The organism is Pseudomonas sp. S2_H01, from assembly GCF_054668305.1.
The window spans coordinates 2,404,780-2,420,737 of sequence record NZ_CP162756.1 but is presented as its reverse complement, the minus strand read 5'-3'; the positions used below and the strand labels follow the sequence as shown (position 1 = coordinate 2,420,737).

Genomic DNA, 15,958 nt, shown 5'->3' with positions numbered 1-15,958 from the left:
TGTGCTTTTCAAGGGGCATCAAGAGGTAACGTGCGGTATGAAGTTCGCCTGTGGATAACGTGTTGGCAGGTTGTGTGTAAAGCTGTTGAAACAGTTCGCTCAGTCCGGTGCATAAACCTCCACCGTCGGGGGCTTGGTCACCTCCGCGACGGCGCGACGAATGCGGGCAAAGATGGTGATCAGCAGCAGGACAGTCATTACCGCGAGGGCAATATTGATCGGCGCAGTGAGTACATAGCCCGAGCCGATTCCCGCACCGAAAACGCCAAAGCACACCAGACGCATGTCACTTTTTAACGGGCCGTCATGGCGCCGCGATGCCTTGATGAGCGGACCGAGCAGACCTGCAAACTCACTGAAGATTGCCAGTAAGGTGACGGTCAGGATCAACAGAAGGCTGACCTTTGGAATGACCGCAAACGGCAGGAATAGCGCGGTTTCGGCCACAATACGGCTGAGTTCGTGGGCGCAAGTTCCGAGGCGGGAATGTTGTCCGAATTCGCTGATCAGCACCGCTTCGACGGCATTGAAGAGCATGCGAATGAGTATCCAGATCGGGATCAGAACGAAGATCCAGGGATGAAAGGCAAACGCGGCGACGAGTACGCCGACCGCCACTGAAATGAGCCCTGCGCACGACGTCACATGGATGGCGCGTACGCCGTCATCGAACAGGATTTTGGCCAGCGGATGCAGAAGTTTCTGCAGCACGGTTCTGAGTGGGGTGAGCATGATCGCAGGCCAGCTCCCTGTGGATAACTTTCTGGGAGCATAGTGCAAGGTTTTTGGTTGTGCAGGCCCGGCATGCTGACGTTGTTATGCGCCCGGAGTAAGACTCGGTCTGCTTAACGGCCAGATGGGTCCAGCCCATGAAGGGCTAACCTGTCTACGGGCTGTCTGAGTGAATAATTCGTCATGCAGGCCTGCAATTACCAGACGAAAATTTCACCACTTCTGTTATATCGTAACGCCCCGTAAAACGGTGTTCGGGCGTGTTGATAAGCAGGCCTGAAAACGAACGGGAAGGGTGATGATGACAGCGTTCAGCAGGTTCTGGAGTGTCGATGCGGGTTGATCTGGATGTTGAAGGGGCTGAGCCGGCAAGCCTGCCGAGGTTCCAGCGTGCGAGTTTTCAGGCCGCGCGCCTGTCGCGACTGACCTACGTGCTGGGCGCCATGGGTGTGCTGGGTCTTGTGGTGTCGTTGTTCGTCGACCTGTTTTCTCCCAATTCGCTGTGGACCGCGGTGCTGACCAACAGCGCGGCCAGTCTGTTGGTGCTCGCTGCGGCCCTGCAATCGGCGCAGGTCGTTGCGCTGTGGCGCGCCCACGTCATTGCACCTGATGAAGCAGTGATCGCGGTCGATGAGCAAACCGAGAACGAGCAGCCGGGTTGGTATGACCGCCTGCTTGGGCGCATCGGTAGTGCCGGGACGTCGATGGTCGGGCAGATCGGCACGCCGGTGTTCTGGTTGGCGGGATGGGCGTTGCTAGCGCTGATCAGTATTTCGATGATCTGGAACATGACCCTGGTCGGCAGCAGCGTCGGCCTGACGGGGAGCGTGGTCGGTGGATTGTTGCTGCTGATCGGCTTTGGTCTGCTGGTGCTCGAGCGTCAGTTCAGTAACGAGTCCGAAGCGAGCTGGCCAGAAGCCGAGCAGTTGGCCCAGATCAGCCGGGTGGCCATTGGTACGTTGCTGATCGCCGCCTTCTGTCTGTTCTTTTCTTCCGCAGATCGCGTCTGGCCCGCTCGACTGGCCGTGCTGATCGGGCTGCTCCCGGGGCTGGTCGCTGTCGAACTGTTGATCCGTGCACTGCTGTCGATCTTCAGCCCGCGCAACGAGCGCCTGGAGCCGCGTCTGGTCGCCAGTAGCTTCGCCGCCGGCTTGCTGCGCTGGCCACCGCGTCCGCTGACAGCGTTGCAGAACGAATTGCACAACCGCTTTGGCATCGACTTGCGGCAGATCTGGGCGTTTACCTACATGCGTCGGGCGTTCCTGCCCGTGATGGCGGTGATCGTTGCCCTCGGCTGGGCGCTCAGCGGTGTACACGAAATTCCCATGCAGGGCCGAGGCATCTACGAGCGTTTCGGTAAACCGGTCGAGGTCATGGGGCCTGGGCTGCACGCCGGCCTGCCGTGGCCGTTCGGGACGGTACTGCCGGTCGAAAATGGCGTGGTTCACGAGCTGGCGACCAGTGTTTCCGAAGGCGCCAGTACGGAGCAGACCCTGGATCCCGCCGAAGGTCCGCCGCCCGCCGTTGCCAATCGACTCTGGGACGCCACGCACATCAACGACAAGTCGCAGGTGATCGCCAGCGGCTCGGGCGACAAGCAGAGCTTCCAGATCGTCAACATGGACGTGCGCTTCGTTTATCGCATTGGCCTGGACGACGAGGCCGCCATGGCGGCGACGTACAACAGCGCCGACATCCCCAGCCTGATTCGCAGCACCGCCAGCCGCGTGCTGGTCCATGATTTCGCGTCGCGCACCCTCGATGAATTACTGGGTGAGCAACGCACGGATCTGGCGGCCGACATCGGCAATGCCGTCGCGCGCGACTTGAAAAAGCTCGACAGCGGCGTGGAGATTCTCGCCACGGTGGTGGAGTCGATTCATCCGCCTGCGGGCGCCGCCAACGCCTATCACGCCGTGCAGGCCGCGCAGATCAGCGCGCAGGCATTGATCGCCCGTGAGCGCGGCGCCGCGGCGGATCAGGCGAACCTGGCGCAGCTGCATGCCAGCATCGCCCACGATCAGGCGGCCGCCAATTCGCGTGAAGTCATGTCGACCGCCCAGAGTGCCGACCTGCGTTTCAGTGCCGAACAACAGGGTTATGCCAAGGCGGGTCAGGCGTTTCTGCTGGAGCAGTACCTGAGCCAACTGACGCTGGGCATGACCCACGCCAAACTGCTGGTGCTCGATCATCGCCTGGGCGGCACCAGTGCGCCCACCATCGATCTGCGTTCTTTCACCCTCCCGGTCGACCCCGCGTCGTCCAAGTCAGCTGAACAGCCTTCGGCTGAATAAGGAGTCCTCCCTTGAGTCTGTTTCATAACCACGATCACCACGACCATGCAGGTCATGACCATGGCGGTCATCATCACGGGCATCACCATCACGGTGAAGCGTCGGGCCCGGCAGCCTTTCCCTGGCGTCGCGCGTCACTGGCAGCCGTGCTGATCGCGTTTGCCGTGGCTGCTGCGAGCCTGGTGCAGGTGCGTTCCGGCGAGGCGACGGTGGTGACGCGCTTCGGCAATCCATCCCGCGTATTGCTAGACCCCGGCCTGAGCTGGCGCTGGCCTGCGCCGTTCGAAGCCGCAATTCCTGTGGACCTGCGCCTGCGCACGACATCAAGCGGCTTGCAGGATGTCGGCACCCGCGACGGCCTGCGCATCATCGTTCAGGCGTATGTCGCCTGGCAGGTGCAGGGCGACCCCGACAACGTGAAACGCTTCATGCGCGCCGTGCAGAATCAGCCGGATGAAGCCGCCCGCCAGATCCGTACGTTTGTGGGCTCCGCACTGGAGACCACCGCCGCGAGTTTCGACCTGTCGAGTCTGATCAATACCGACGCCAGTCAGGTGCGCATCGCCGATTTCGAAAACCAGCTGCGTCAGCAGATCGACAAGCAACTGCTGACCACTTATGGCGTACGCGTCCTGCAGGTGGGTGTCGAGCGTCTGACGCTGCCTTCGGTAACCCTCAATGCAACGGTCGACCGCATGCGCGCCGAGCGTGAAACCATCGCCACCGAACGTACGGCGATCGGCAAGCGCGAAGCCGCGCAGATTCGTTCGGCTGCCGAACGTGACGCGCGGATCGTTGAGGCGGATGCCACCGTGAAAGCCGCCGACATTGAAGCCCAGTCCCGCGTCGAAGCGGCGTTGATTTATGGCCGCGCTTACGCCAGCTCGCCGCAGCTGTACAACCTGCTGCGCTCGCTCGACACCCTCGGCACCGTCGTGGGCCCGACCACCAAGCTGATCCTGCGCACCGATGCCGCGCCGTTCCGTGTGCTGGTGGACGGTCCGCCCCAGCTGGACGGGAAGCAGGATGGCAAGGCTGGAACGCAACCATGAGTGAGCAGGACTCGATGCAGGTCGAGCGTCCCGTGGTCAACAGCCCGTGGTTGCAGGCCAGCCGGTTGGCGTTTTTGGGGCTGTACGTGGTCACGTTGCTGGCCGCGCTCGGCTGGGCAGTGTCCAACGTGCGTCAGATCGACCCGCAAAACCGTGCCGTGGTGTTCCGCTTTGGCGAGCTTGATCGGGTACAGAACGCAGGCCTGTTGTTAGCCTGGCCGCAACCTTTCGAACAGGTCGTGCTGCTGCCCTCGGCAGATCGAGTGATTGAGCGACATGTGGAAACCTTGCTGCGCTCGCCCACCGCATTGGCGGCTGACAAGGTCACCAGCTTCGCCACGCCCATGAGTGATGCGCTGGCGGGGTCCGGTTACCTGCTGACCGGTGATGCCGGTGTCGTGCAGCTGGATGTGACGGCGTACTACAAGGTCACCGACCCGCGTGAGTTCGTGTTGCAGGGCGAGCACGTGTTGCCAGCGCTGGACCGTTTGGTGAATCGCAGCGCCGTCAGCCTCACCGCGGCGCGGGACCTGGACACGATTCTGGTGGCGCGGCCTGAGTTGGTCGGGTCGGACAGTCAGTCGGCCGAGCGCCGTGAACGCCTGCGTGGCGATCTGGTACAAGGCATCAACAAACGCCTCGACGAGCTGACGGCAACGGGCGTCGGATTGGGTGTGGAGGTGGTGCGGGTGGACGTGCAATCCAGCCTGCCTGCAGCGGCCGTGAACGCATTCAACGCTGTTCTGACCGCCAGCCAACAGGCCGATCAGGCGGTGGCCAACGCCCGGACCGATGCGGAAAAAGCCAATCAGACCGCCAACCAGCAGGCCGATCGTACCTTGCAGGTTGCTCACGCCCAGGCGTCCGAACGATTGGCCAAAGCACGGACCGACACCGCTGCTGTAACCGGTTTGGCGCAGTCGATCCAGAACAAGAGCGACCCTGGCCTGCTGCTGCGCATTTACCGCGAGCGTGTGCCGGGCATTCTCAAACAGGCCGGTTCCGTGACGACGGTCGATCCCCATGACGATTCACGCCTGATTATTCAGGGAGCCGACAAATGAGTGGCGAAGCTGTACACAACCACGCGGATGAACACGCGCACGACCACAACGACTCGCCCGCGCCTGGCAGCATGCTGACCGGCAAAGAACAGCGCAGCGCAGCCCGCCAACTGACGCTGGCAATGCTCGCGCTGGGGTTGTTGGCGTTGGGTTTGGTGTGGCGGTTTTTTGCGCCTGAGCAAGTCGGCGTCAGTCAGTTATTGCTGGGCGCCGCCTCGTTGCTGGTGGCAATTCCGGTGGTCAGTGCCGGCTGGCACAGCCTGCGCTATCCCAGTCTGCACGGCATCACCGACCAACTGATCGCATTGGCGATGCTGGGTGCCTGGGCCACGGGTGACCTGATGACCGCCGCCCTGCTGCCCATCATCATGATCTTCGGCCACGTGCTGGAAGAGCGCAGCGTGATCGGCTCCCAGGAAGCGATTCAGGCATTGGGTCGCCTGACTCGAAGCCATGCGCGCCTGATCGCTGCCGACGGCTCGATCCGTGAGGTCGATAACGGCTCGCTGGTGGCCGGTGATCGGGTAGAGGTACGCGCGGGCGATCGGGTGCCGGCCGACGGTCTGGTGATGTCCGGACAGGCGAGCCTCGACACAGCGCCCATCACCGGAGAATCAGTGCCGCTGGAAGCGCGTGCCGGCATGGAAGTGTTTGGCGGTGCGATCAACCTCGACGGCCTGCTGCGCATCGAAGTGACGCGCATCGGTAACGAGTCGACGCTGGGCAAGGTCATCGCCCTGATGCAGAGCGCCGAACGTTCCAAACCACCGATTACACGCCTGCTGGAGCGATACGCCGGCAGTTACATGGTGCTGGTGTTGCTGATCGCGGCCGTCACCTGGTTCATCACCAATAACGCGCAAGCCATGCTCGCGGTGCTGGTCGCCGCATGCCCGTGTGCGCTGGTGCTGTCGGCGCCCGCGACGGCCATTGCCGGGATCGCGGTGGCGGCGCGTCACGGCATTCTGATTCGCAGCTCGGCATTCCTTGAGGAGTTGGCCGACCTGACGTCGCTGGTCGTCGACAAGACCGGGACGCTCACGTACGGCAGCCTTCGCCTGCAGTCGATACAGGCCGAGGAGGGCGCAGGCGAGGACGTGGCCGCGCTGGCGGCGAGCCTCGGTTCGGCGAGCAGCCATCCGGTCAGTCGTGCGCTTGCGGGGCTGGTGGAAAAAAAGGACTTGCTGGCGCTGGAAGACATTCGCGAGCGTCAGGGCCTGGGTGTCGTTGCACAGACTGCGCGAGGCGAAGCGGCGTTGGGGCGTCCTGAATTGTTCGCCCAGTTGGGCATCCCGACGTCGCCGGTTCCCAATCACGACGGCCCGATTGCCGGATTGGCAGTCGACGGTGTGTTCCTCGCCTGGCTCCTGCTGGCCGACAGCCTCAAGCCTGAGGCGCGTCAAGCGTTGAGCGAGCTGCGTGATCTGGGGATGGGGCGTCAGTTGTTACTGACCGGTGACCGTCAGAGTGTGGCTGACACCTTGGGGCACGAAGTGGGCATCAGCGACATCCATGCGCAGGCCTTGCCTGAGGACAAGCTCAATCGCGTGATGGGCGAGATCAAGAGCGGCTTTCGGCCGATGGTGGTCGGCGATGGCATCAACGACTCGCTGGCCTTGAAAGCGGGCGTCGTAGGCGTTGCCATGGGCGCTGGCGGTGCCGACATCGCGCTGGCTTCCGCCGACATCGTGCTGATCGGCAGCGACCTGCGTCGCCTGGGCACCTGCGTACGCCTGAGCCGCCAGTGCCGACACACGTTGCAGGTCAACGTGATCATCGGTCTGGGCTGGACGCTGGCCATCGTTGCACTCGCCGCGTTCGGCGTGCTTGGCGCCGCAGGTGCGATGATTGCGGCGGTTTTGCACAACCTCAGCACCCTGCTGGTGCTGGGCAATGCTGGCCGTTTGTTGCGCTTCCACGAACCGATCGCAAAATTTCACAATCCCGCGTAAGCCTTTGTATTCGGCGCTTTCTCTGAGAGCGCCGGGTTAGACGCCTTGGCTAAGTATAAAAATTCGCTTGAGCTTTGAAGAACTCTGTAACAAATTATCCTACAGTCATGAAGAGGGTGCTCCATCGCAGGCTTCAAATTGGCTAGAACCCCGGGGCGCATGGAAGGCCCGCATTCTGGTTCACCGTCGTCATTCAAAAAGCCGATAGCCTGACGATTCCTACGTGGAATCGGTTTTGGACTACCCTTTTCCGTGTTCCTGGATCAGGGGGTTTTCTCAATGCTCGCGCAACTTCCACCGGCGTTACAGAAGCTTCATCTACCACTGCGACTCAAGCTTTGGGACGGCAACGAGTTTGATCTGGGGACTGATCCCAGCGTCACCATCGTCGTCAAAGACCCTTCATTGGTTTCCGACTTCTCGCACCCCAGCCTTGATCTGCTGGGCAGCGCGTTCGTTGAAGGCCGGCTTGAACTCGAAGGCTCGATCAGCGAAGTCATGCGGGTGTGCGATGAGTTGACCGCCGCCCTGGTGGACGAAGACGACAACGTCGTCCCGGTGCGCACGGAACACGACAAGGAAACCGACGCCAAGTCGATCTCCTACCACTACGACCTTTCCAATGCCTTCTACCAGCTGTGGCTGGACAAGGAGATGGTCTATTCCTGCGCCTACTTCAAGACAGGCCACGAAACGCTGGAGCAAGCGCAGCAGGACAAGTTCAACCACCTGTGTCGCAAGCTACGCCTCAAACCGGGCGAGTACCTGCTCGATGTCGGTTGCGGATGGGGCGGCCTGGCACGCTTCGCGGCGCGAGAGTACGGCGTGAAGGTGTTTGGCATTACCTTGAGCGGCGAGCAGTTGGCGCTGGCCAGAGAACGGGTGAAAGCCGAGCGGCTGGAAGACCGTGTCGAGCTGCAATTGCTCGACTACCGCGATCTGCCCCAGGACGGTCGTTTCGACAAAATTGTCAGTGTCGGTATGTTCGAGCACGTTGGTCATGCGAACCTTCAGCTGTACGCCAAGTGCCTGTTTGGCGCGGTGAAGGAGGGCGGTCTGGTGATGAACCACGGCATCACCGCCAAGCACACCGACGGTCGTCCGGTAGGGCGCGGCGCGGGTGATTTTATCGACCGCTATGTGTTTCCCAATGGCGAGCTGCCGCACCTGTCGATGATCACCGGGTTCATCAGTGAAGCCGGGCTGGAAGTCGTCGACGTGGAAAGCCTGCGTCTTCACTACGCCAGGACCCTCGATCACTGGAGCATGCGTCTGGAAGAGAAACTGGACGTGGCGGCGGCGATGGTGCCCGAGCAGGCCCTGAGGATCTTCCGTCTTTACCTGGCCGGCTGCGCGTACGCGTTTTCCAAAGGCTGGATCAACCTTCATCAGATCCTGGCGGTGAAGCCGCGCCCCGATGGCAGCCATGATTTGCCATGGACGCGGGACGATCTTTACGCGTGAAGCAGGGCGAAGTCTGTTCTCCGTAGGAGCGAATTCATTCGCGAGACGGCGGCACAATCGCTGAGCGTGTGCCGCCTGTACCTTGGCTTCGCGAATGAATTCGCTCCCACATTGGCGCTGCAGGATGTTAGAGGATCGGTGAAATCAACCGCGCGACGCGCATCCCCAGTTGCTGCAAGTGATGGGTTTCTTTGCTGTCCTCGATTGAAATTTCAATCGCCTGGGCGAAGTCATCGCTGAGCATGGCCTCGACTTCCCGGGCGAAATCCTCGTCCACGGTCAGCAGCATCAATTCGAAATTCAAGCGAAACGAGCGGTTATCCAGGTTGGCGCTCCCGATCGCTGAAATTTCGTTGTCCACCAGCACCACCTTCTGATGCAGAAAGCCCGGCTGATAGCGGAACATTCGCACGCCGGCGCGCACCGCTTCAAAGGCAAACAGGCTGGACGCTGCATACACGGTGTAATGGTCAGGGCGCGAAGGCAGCAGCAGGCGTACATCGACGCCCCGCAAAACGGCCAGGCGCAACGCTGCCGACACCGCTTCATCGGGGATGAAGTAGGGTGTGGTGATCCATACCCGTTGTGTTGCCGAGTGAATTGCTTCGACGAAGAACAGCGAGCAGGTTTCCTGGGAGTCTGCTGGACCGGTCGCGAGGAACTGACACAGCACGCCATCTTCGGGGTAGCTGTCAGGCAGGATCAGCGGCGGCAGTTGCCGCGTCGCCCAAAACCAGTCCTCGGCAAACGACTCCTGCAAACACGCCACGACCGGGCCGACGATGGCGACATGCGTGTCGCGCCAAGGCGCCAGCGGCGGCTTGAGGCCCAAGTATTCATCACCGACGTTATGCCCGCCGACGAAGCCTTTCACGCCATCCACCACGACGATCTTGCGGTGATTACGGAAGTTGATCTGAAAGCGGTTGAGCCAGCCGCCTCGAGTGGCGAATGCCTTGATCTGCACGCCGCCTGCGCGCAGTTTCTCTATATAGCTGGCAGGCAGCGCATGGCTGCCGATGCGGTCGTACAGCACAAAGACCTCGACGCCTTCGGCGGCCTTCTCCAGCAGCAGCGCTTGCAGTCGTCGTCCGAGGCCATCGTCATGAATGATGAAAAACTGCACGAACACCACCCGCTTCGCGGCGCGTATCGCCTCGAAGATCGCGGTAAATGTCGCGTCGCCATTAATGAGCAGTTTCACTTCGTTGTTGGCCAGGCAGGGCATGCGCCCCAGCTTGGGCATGGCGCGCAGCGATTCGTAGGCGTCCGAACGGCGGGCGGCTACGGCTTCTTCGATCCAAGGCTTCCAGTTGAAATCGACGATGGCGTTGCGCATCTCGTTGTTCGCTTGCCGTCGTGCCTTGATGTAGGCGTCGAAGGTGCTGCGGCCAAAGACGAGGTAGGGAATAAGGGTGATGTAAGGGATAAAGATCAGCGGCATTGCCCAGGCGATTGAGCCTTGTGCGGTGCGCACGGTCAGCAACGCATGAATCGCTGCTACGATGCCCAACAGATGAGTAAAACCCAGCAAGTAGCCAAAGAAATACGGGCTGTGATAATCCATGCGCAACCTTGTGCTGTAGGCGTCTTGGTGTCTAACAGACCACAGTACGGAAGGATTGTCGCTATTTTATTAGGGCTGCAACTGGCGGCACGATTCGTCGTCTAAGCCTCATCGTCTACCGGCTGTAAAGTGCCGTGTTCAAACTGCTTCTGAGCAAAAAGGAAATCAGGTTCATGAAAAAGCGCGTACTGGCGTTGATGGTTTGTCTGGCTGCGCCCTTCGCTCAAGCGCAAGTGCTGCAACCCGGGCTCTGGGAACTGACATCGAGCAACATGCAGGTCGATGGTCAGCAGATGCCTGATATGCAGGTCATGCTCGCTCAGCTGCAAATGATGGCCCCGCAGCAGCGCGCGGCCATGGAACAAATGCTGGCAAAACAAGGCATTACGTTGGGCGGGCAGGGCGTACGGGTTTGCCTTACTCCGGAGCAGGTGAAGAACGAGCAAATCCCGCTGACGGACCCTAAGACGGGATGCACGCAGCAGATCACCGACCGCAACGGCCCGACCTGGAAGTTCAAATTCAGCTGCCCACGTGCGCAAGGGACAGGCACTGCGCAATTTCTCAGTGATCGCGCGTTCAACACCCACGTGATCGGCTCTTTCAATGCCACCGGCCAGCAGCAAAACGGCAGCATGGACACGAAAGCAGTTTGGCTGGGTCAGAACTGCGGCACCGTAAAACCGAGGACCTGATAGACCGTTTGTCTGAACGCCCCGCCTGTCGGGGCGTTTTTATGTGCATCGTCTATTTCTTGCTCATGTTCCACGTGGAACATCTTCTTGTTTCACATGAGTTTTTTGTTCTTAACCTTTGATTTACGTCTCAATTTTTATCCGTTCTTATCAAAAGCTTCATCTTTGACCTTTGGTCGGCATGTTATATTGTTACTAAGAATGTCATGTCTATCAGAGCCGGGATGCTCGCTTTTCTACGGAACGTGTCATGCACCGACGTCAAATGCTGCTCAATATGCTTTTGGCCAGCGCCGCCTTCGCGCTTCCTTTTTCTGTCCATGCCGCTCAAATTCGCAACGCCCGACTCTGGCGTTCCGATAACAAACTGCGACTGGTGTTCGATCTCAGTGGTCCGGTGCAGTACAAGACCTTCACGCTGAGTGCGCCGGACCGCATCATCATCGACGTCAGTGGAGCGCGGCTGGAAGGCAACTTCCCCGAGCTGGCGCTGGAAAATACGCCGGTCAAGGCGATTCGCTCCGGCCATTTCGGACAGGGCGACACCCGCATCGTCCTGGACCTGACTTCGCCGGTGCAGCTCAACAGCTTTCTTCTCGGGCCAGAGGGTTCACAGGGCAATCGTCTGGTGGTGGATCTGGGTCACGACCTGGTGACGCACACGCCAGCGGCGCTCGCCGCCGCGCCTGCCGTACCGGTTAAAGAACCGCCTGCTCCTGTTCTCGATAAAAATCACCCCAAGCGCGACATCATGGTGGTGGTCGACGCCGGTCATGGCGGCAAAGACCCTGGCGCCATTGGTTCCAAAGGCGAGCGGGAAAAGGACGTGGTGCTGTCCATCGCTCAACTGTTGGCCAAACGCCTGAAGCGTGAGAAGGGTTTTGATGTGCGGTTGGTGCGTAATGACGACTTCTTCGTGCCGCTGCGCAAACGCGTGGACATCGCCCGTAAGTACAACGCCGACATGTTTATTTCCGTGCACGCAGACGCTGCGCCAAGGCTGACCGCGTCCGGCGCATCGGTGTTTGCGCTGTCTGAAAATGGCGCGACCTCTGCCACCGCGCGATTCATGGCTCAGCGCGAGAACGGCGCAGACCTGATCGGTGCGACGAGTCTGCTCAATCTGAAAGACAAGGACCCGATGCTTGCGGGCGTGATCCTCGACATGTCGATGAACGCCACGATTGCTGCCAGCCTGCAGTTGGGCCACACCGTGTTGGGCAGTCTGGAAGGCGTGACCACGCTGCACCAGAAGCGCGTGGAGCAGGCGGGTTTCGCCGTGTTGAAATCACCGGATGTGCCGTCGATTCTGGTCGAGACCGGCTTCATCTCCAACAGCCGCGACAGCCAGCGCCTGGTGACGGCGCGTCACCAGCAGGCCGTGGCCGATGGCCTGTTCGATGGCATGAAGACGTACTTCGAACGCAATCCGCCTGCCGGTTCGTTCATTGCCTGGCGGCAGGCGCAGAAGGCGGCGGAGCAGGCGGTCGTTTAACGACAGCCCATCACGCGATCACAGGTGATCTTGCTCCGGCTGCCGCTGGAGCTCGCCACCCGGCTGATCGTCGTCCAGCCGACCTTCCGGATGTACCCCGCCCAAGCCTCGCCGTCCGAGGCCAGTCCTGTAAAAAACGTCATCGAGCCATACCGGCTATTGGTCTGCGCCCAGCGGCGATTGCCAGCGCTTTCATAGCCGCGCAAGTACATCGTCGTCCCCGACGTCGCCACGCTGTAGCGGTTGCCGTAGGCGTCGACGCACGCCAGTAATGTTGCGCTGCGGGTGCACAGCGCCTGACCGAGTCTGGGCGACGGCGGGGCAGCGAAGACCGGAGCGCTCAGCAGCAGGGAAAGGCCCATCAAAACCCTCAAAACGCTGATCATCGAGACGCCCTTGTAAAAAGTGTTAGCAGGTTTGTATTGTTATACTATAACGTAAAAAGCACCTGAACCTGCTATTGATGAGATGTCCATGAATCGCCTTCCCGTGACCGTTCTGTCCGGCTTCCTCGGTGCCGGTAAAAGCACCCTGCTGAACTATATTCTGCGCAACCGCGAAAACCTGCGTGTCGCGGTCATCGTCAATGACATGAGCGAAATCAACATCGACGGCAGCGACGTGCAACGTGATGTCAGCCTTAACCGCGCCGAAGAAAAACTCGTGGAAATGAGCAACGGCTGCATCTGCTGCACCCTTCGCGAGGACTTGCTCGAGGAGGTCAGCCGGTTGGCCAACGATGGCCGTTTCGACTACCTGCTGATCGAATCCACCGGCATTTCCGAGCCGCTGCCCGTTGCAGAGACCTTCACCTTCCGCGACGAGTCCGGGCAGAGTCTCGCCGATATCGCGCGGCTCGACACCATGGTGACGGTGGTCGACGGCCTTAATTTTCTTCAGGACTTCCAGGCGGCTGAAAGCCTGGACAGTCGGGGCGAAACCCTGGGTGAAGATGACGAGCGCTCCATCACCGATCTGCTGATCGAGCAGGTTGAGTTCGCTGACGTGATTCTGATCAGCAAGATTGATCTGATCAGCTCAAGTGATCGGCAAGAGTTGTTGGCGGTCCTAAAACGCCTTAACAGCCAGGCAGAAATACTGCCGATGGTGATGGGCGCGGTTCCGCTGGGCAAGATTCTCGACACCGGACGTTTTGATTTCGAGCGTGCGGCCCAGGCGCCGGGCTGGCTCAAGGAACTGCGCGGTGAGCACACCCCGGAAACCGAGGAGTACGGGATCGCATCCACGGCTTATCGGGCGCGTCGACCGTTCCATCCGCAGCGGTTTTTCGACTTCATCAATCAGCCGTGGACCAACGGAAAGCTGCTGCGTTCCAAAGGCTTTTTCTGGCTCGCGAATAAACATCAGGACGCAGGGAGCTGGTCTCAGGCGGGCGGCTTGATGCGTCATGGGTTTGCGGGGCGCTGGTGGCGTTTCGTGCCCAAGGCGCATTGGCCGCAGGACGAGGAAAGTACGCAGGTGATCATGCGCAACTGGCTCGCGCAGACCGGAGATTGCCGTCAGGAGCTGGTGTTCATTGGTCAGAACATCAACTTCACCCAACTGACGGCTGATCTGGACAGTTGCCTGCTGACCGATGCGGAAATGGCAATCGGTGTCGAAGGCTGGAGCCAACTGGCCGATCCATTTGGAGACTGGTACGGCGACGCGGCGTGAGGTAGCGGGGCAGTTGTGGGAGCGAATTCATTCGCGAAGCGGGAATACAGTCGACATGGCCATATCGCCTGAAACATTCTTCGCGAATGAATTCGCTCCCACAGGGCTTTGTTTATGTGCAGGTTCACTTGACGTTCATCCGCTCACTGCGCTTTCCACACACCCTTGCTTTGCTGCTCGCAAAACGGCTTCAGGAACGCCGCATCGCTGGCGACGCCGTAATAGTGAATGTTCTGCCGATAGGGCATATTGGCGACTTGCGCGTTGTTGCACTGGCCGAACGACCCCGATGGGCATTGTTCCAGGTAGGTGACTTCGACCTTTTGGTCTTTGAGCTGTGGTTTGCAGAAGCCATCGTGAAACAGGTCGGGCGGGATGTTGAGGTTTTCCTGGCAGACTTTCACATCAAGCCGTTCGGCCTGGCTGTGAACCACGCAGGACTCAGCCCACGCCTGACTCGACGTCATCGCCAACACCATCAACGCCAGCCGCACGGGCAGCCAGTTTGCTCGCATCGATTACCTCCGTCTGCGCTCGTTTTCGGGAGCGACGTTCAAGAATGGCCGGACATGCTGCAGAACATTCCCACCCATGTCATTGCTGGCCCATTGGGCGCAGGCAAGACCAGCCTGATCAAACACCTGCTGGCCCAGAAACCGGCAAATGAACGCTGGGCGATCTTGATCAATGAGTTCGGCCAGATCGGCCTGGATGCGGCGCTGCTGACCACGGCCGAGGATGGTATCGCACTTGGCGAAGTGGCTGGTGGATGCCTGTGTTGCGTCAACGGGGCGCCGTTTCAGATCGGTCTGGGTCGCCTGCTGCGCAAGGCCCGGCCGGACCGGCTGTTCATTGAGCCTTCCGGTCTGGGTCACCCTGTGCAATTGATCGCGCAGTTGCACGAGGCACCCTGGGTTGGCGTCCTTGCGGTGCAACCCGGTGTCATGGTGCTCGATGCGCAGGCGCTAGCGGCCGGTAAGGCCTTGCCGCCGACACAGCACGAAGCACTGGCGCAGGCCGGTTTGCTGGTGTTGAACAAGTCTGAAGCACTGGATGAGGGCAAACGTCAGGCGGTCATCGATGCCCTGCCTGCTCGACCCGTCTTCTGGACCGAACGCGGTGCGCTTCCCGTTGATCGGCTGCCCGGCATCAGCGCGCGTGCCAGCGAGGGTGTGGAGAACCCTGTTGTGCCGAACGTCGCAGCGCCTAGGACGCTGGGCCAGTTACCGGCTGTATGGACCGACCCCATGAAGCCAATTTGCCTGAGCCAAGGCCAGGCGGAAGGCTGGAGCATCGGCTGGCGTTGGCATCCGGATCGGGTATTCGATGCCCAGAAGATCCAGAAGTGGCTGCAAAGCCTTGATTGGCGTAGGGCCAAGCTGGTTATCCACAGCCCGACAGGATGGGTCTCGGCTAACGCGCTGGAGGGTGGGGCATTGACGTGGTCGCCGAGTGAGTGGCGCAAGGATTCACGTCTGGAACTGATCTTCGCATCGCCGCAAGACGAGGCAGCGTTGAACGCGCAGCTGGCAGCCTGTCTGGCCTAGCAGGGGTTATCCACAGCGAATTACTGCTTCCACTTGTTGTGTTCCTGGCGCCATTCCGCGAGCTGAATGATCTCAGCGGTTGGCTTCGGATTCTTGATCTCGAACGGGTAGGGCGCCAGCTCGATCTGCGCGGTGTGCGCACCGAACATCGTGATGGTACCGGGGTGACGCTGTTCGCCGGTCACGGTGAACTCGAAGTTATACACACGCGCCAGACGCTTGCGGCCTTCATTGTCGCGCTTGAACGTGATGCGACGCAGCGCAACGTTGCCGTCGAGCAGTTCGATGTCCAGTTTGGCGCAGTGTTGTTTGACGCGCTCCAGCGCCCGTTCACGCAGACCATGGGAATGCCACAGCCAAGCGCCAGCGGTCGCCAGCAGCATCAGGACGAATATGTTGCCCAGGGTCAGCATGAAAAG

Annotated in this window: 14 protein-coding genes; 9 read left to right on the top strand and 5 right to left on the bottom strand. The window is 60.5% G+C overall.

All coding sequences use genetic code 11. The features are described from left to right. Positions 1-99 precede the first annotated feature (99 nt). The gene (locus tag AB4N84_RS10725) at positions 100-732 is read right to left on the bottom strand and encodes a CDP-alcohol phosphatidyltransferase family protein (RefSeq protein ID WP_460046298.1); all 633 of its coding nucleotides are present in this window, start codon (positions 730-732) and stop codon (positions 100-102) included. Between the two features lie 332 nt (positions 733-1,064). Between AB4N84_RS10725 and hflK the strand changes: the two genes are divergently transcribed. The 5 genes from hflK (at position 1,065) to cfaB (ending at position 8,558) form a co-directional block, all read left to right on the top strand. Then, complete coding sequence (gene hflK / locus AB4N84_RS10720; protein WP_074754857.1) at positions 1,065-3,026, top strand: protease modulator HflK; 1,962 nt, start codon at positions 1,065-1,067, stop codon at positions 3,024-3,026. A gap of 11 nt (positions 3,027-3,037) precedes the next feature. Continuing rightward, positions 3,038-4,078, top strand: coding sequence for a protease modulator HflC (gene hflC / locus AB4N84_RS10715; protein WP_460046297.1), 1,041 nt, complete (start codon positions 3,038-3,040; stop codon positions 4,076-4,078). Then, positions 4,075-5,142 carry an SPFH domain-containing protein gene (locus AB4N84_RS10710; protein WP_460046295.1) on the top strand — a complete coding sequence of 356 codons (1,068 nt, stop codon included), beginning with the start codon at positions 4,075-4,077 and terminating at the stop codon, positions 5,140-5,142. Before hflC ends, AB4N84_RS10710 begins: the two co-directional genes overlap by 4 nt. After that, positions 5,139-7,094: a heavy metal translocating P-type ATPase gene (locus tag AB4N84_RS10705; protein WP_074754851.1), complete on the top strand. Its 1,956-nt coding sequence runs from the start codon at positions 5,139-5,141 to the stop codon at positions 7,092-7,094. The genes AB4N84_RS10710 and AB4N84_RS10705 overlap by 4 nt, the downstream gene beginning before the upstream one ends. A gap of 279 nt (positions 7,095-7,373) precedes the next feature. Next, positions 7,374-8,558: a C17 cyclopropane fatty acid synthase CfaB gene (cfaB, locus tag AB4N84_RS10700; RefSeq protein ID WP_460046293.1), complete on the top strand. Its 1,185-nt coding sequence runs from the start codon at positions 7,374-7,376 to the stop codon at positions 8,556-8,558. A gap of 127 nt (positions 8,559-8,685) precedes the next feature. On the opposite strand, the gene cls is transcribed toward cfaB, so the two are convergent. Then, positions 8,686-10,125 carry a cardiolipin synthase gene (cls, locus tag AB4N84_RS10695; protein WP_460046292.1) on the bottom strand — a complete coding sequence of 480 codons (1,440 nt, stop codon included), beginning with the start codon at positions 10,123-10,125 and terminating at the stop codon, positions 8,686-8,688. 173 nt (positions 10,126-10,298) lie between these two features. Between cls and AB4N84_RS10690 the strand changes: the two genes are divergently transcribed. Both AB4N84_RS10690 and AB4N84_RS10685 read left to right on the top strand, forming a co-directional pair. Continuing rightward, a complete protein-coding gene (locus tag AB4N84_RS10690; protein WP_074754845.1) occupies positions 10,299-10,820 on the top strand; it encodes a DUF3617 domain-containing protein in 522 nt (173 codons plus the stop codon). 250 nt (positions 10,821-11,070) lie between these two features. Further along, positions 11,071-12,315 (top strand): N-acetylmuramoyl-L-alanine amidase, encoded by a 1,245-nt coding sequence (locus tag AB4N84_RS10685; protein WP_074754843.1) that lies wholly within the window; start codon positions 11,071-11,073, stop codon positions 12,313-12,315. Here AB4N84_RS10685 and AB4N84_RS10680 read toward each other — a convergent pair. Further along, entirely contained in the window at positions 12,312-12,701 is a 390-nt protein-coding gene (locus AB4N84_RS10680; protein ID WP_460046290.1) for a glutamine synthetase, read from the bottom strand. The genes AB4N84_RS10685 and AB4N84_RS10680 overlap by 4 nt on opposite strands. An 88-nt stretch (positions 12,702-12,789) precedes the next feature. On the opposite strand from AB4N84_RS10680, the gene zigA reads away from it, so the two are divergent. Beyond that, positions 12,790-13,992: a zinc metallochaperone GTPase ZigA gene (zigA, locus tag AB4N84_RS10675; protein ID WP_460046289.1), complete on the top strand. Its 1,203-nt coding sequence runs from the start codon at positions 12,790-12,792 to the stop codon at positions 13,990-13,992. Between the two features lie 143 nt (positions 13,993-14,135). Here the strand turns inward: zigA and AB4N84_RS10670 are convergent, their stop codons facing one another. Beyond that, positions 14,136-14,507, bottom strand: a complete 372-nt coding sequence (locus tag AB4N84_RS10670) for an NADH:ubiquinone oxidoreductase (protein ID WP_074754837.1) — start codon at positions 14,505-14,507, stop codon at positions 14,136-14,138. A gap of 54 nt (positions 14,508-14,561) precedes the next feature. On the opposite strand from AB4N84_RS10670, the gene AB4N84_RS10665 reads away from it, so the two are divergent. Continuing rightward, positions 14,562-15,539: a CobW family GTP-binding protein gene (locus tag AB4N84_RS10665; protein ID WP_460046287.1), complete on the top strand. Its 978-nt coding sequence runs from the start codon at positions 14,562-14,564 to the stop codon at positions 15,537-15,539. Between the two features lie 20 nt (positions 15,540-15,559). On the opposite strand, the gene AB4N84_RS10660 is transcribed toward AB4N84_RS10665, so the two are convergent. Beyond that, positions 15,560-15,952 carry a DUF3301 domain-containing protein gene (locus AB4N84_RS10660; RefSeq protein ID WP_062379920.1) on the bottom strand — a complete coding sequence of 131 codons (393 nt, stop codon included), beginning with the start codon at positions 15,950-15,952 and terminating at the stop codon, positions 15,560-15,562. Positions 15,953-15,958: the final 6 nt, after the last annotated feature.

What these genes read in the sequence shown, in the direction of transcription:
- AB4N84_RS10725 (WP_460046298.1), bottom strand. Translation starts at nt 732, where the DNA reads ATGCTCACCCCACTCAGAACCGTGCTGCAGAAACTTCTGCATCCGCTG.
- hflK (WP_074754857.1), top strand. Translation starts at nt 1,065, where the DNA reads ATGCGGGTTGATCTGGATGTTGAAGGGGCTGAGCCGGCAAGCCTGCCG.
- AB4N84_RS10710 (WP_460046295.1), top strand. Translation starts at nt 4,075, where the DNA reads ATGAGTGAGCAGGACTCGATGCAGGTCGAGCGTCCCGTGGTCAACAGC.
- AB4N84_RS10705 (WP_074754851.1), top strand. Translation starts at nt 5,139, where the DNA reads ATGAGTGGCGAAGCTGTACACAACCACGCGGATGAACACGCGCACGAC.
- cfaB (WP_460046293.1), top strand. Translation starts at nt 7,374, where the DNA reads ATGCTCGCGCAACTTCCACCGGCGTTACAGAAGCTTCATCTACCACTG.
- cls (WP_460046292.1), bottom strand. Translation starts at nt 10,125, where the DNA reads ATGGATTATCACAGCCCGTATTTCTTTGGCTACTTGCTGGGTTTTACT.
- AB4N84_RS10690 (WP_074754845.1), top strand. Translation starts at nt 10,299, where the DNA reads ATGAAAAAGCGCGTACTGGCGTTGATGGTTTGTCTGGCTGCGCCCTTC.
- AB4N84_RS10685 (WP_074754843.1), top strand. Translation starts at nt 11,071, where the DNA reads ATGCACCGACGTCAAATGCTGCTCAATATGCTTTTGGCCAGCGCCGCC.
- AB4N84_RS10680 (WP_460046290.1), bottom strand. Translation starts at nt 12,701, where the DNA reads ATGATCAGCGTTTTGAGGGTTTTGATGGGCCTTTCCCTGCTGCTGAGC.
- zigA (WP_460046289.1), top strand. Translation starts at nt 12,790, where the DNA reads ATGAATCGCCTTCCCGTGACCGTTCTGTCCGGCTTCCTCGGTGCCGGT.
- AB4N84_RS10670 (WP_074754837.1), bottom strand. Translation starts at nt 14,507, where the DNA reads ATGCGAGCAAACTGGCTGCCCGTGCGGCTGGCGTTGATGGTGTTGGCG.
- AB4N84_RS10665 (WP_460046287.1), top strand. Translation starts at nt 14,562, where the DNA reads ATGCTGCAGAACATTCCCACCCATGTCATTGCTGGCCCATTGGGCGCA.
- AB4N84_RS10660 (WP_062379920.1), bottom strand. Translation starts at nt 15,952, where the DNA reads ATGCTGACCCTGGGCAACATATTCGTCCTGATGCTGCTGGCGACCGCT.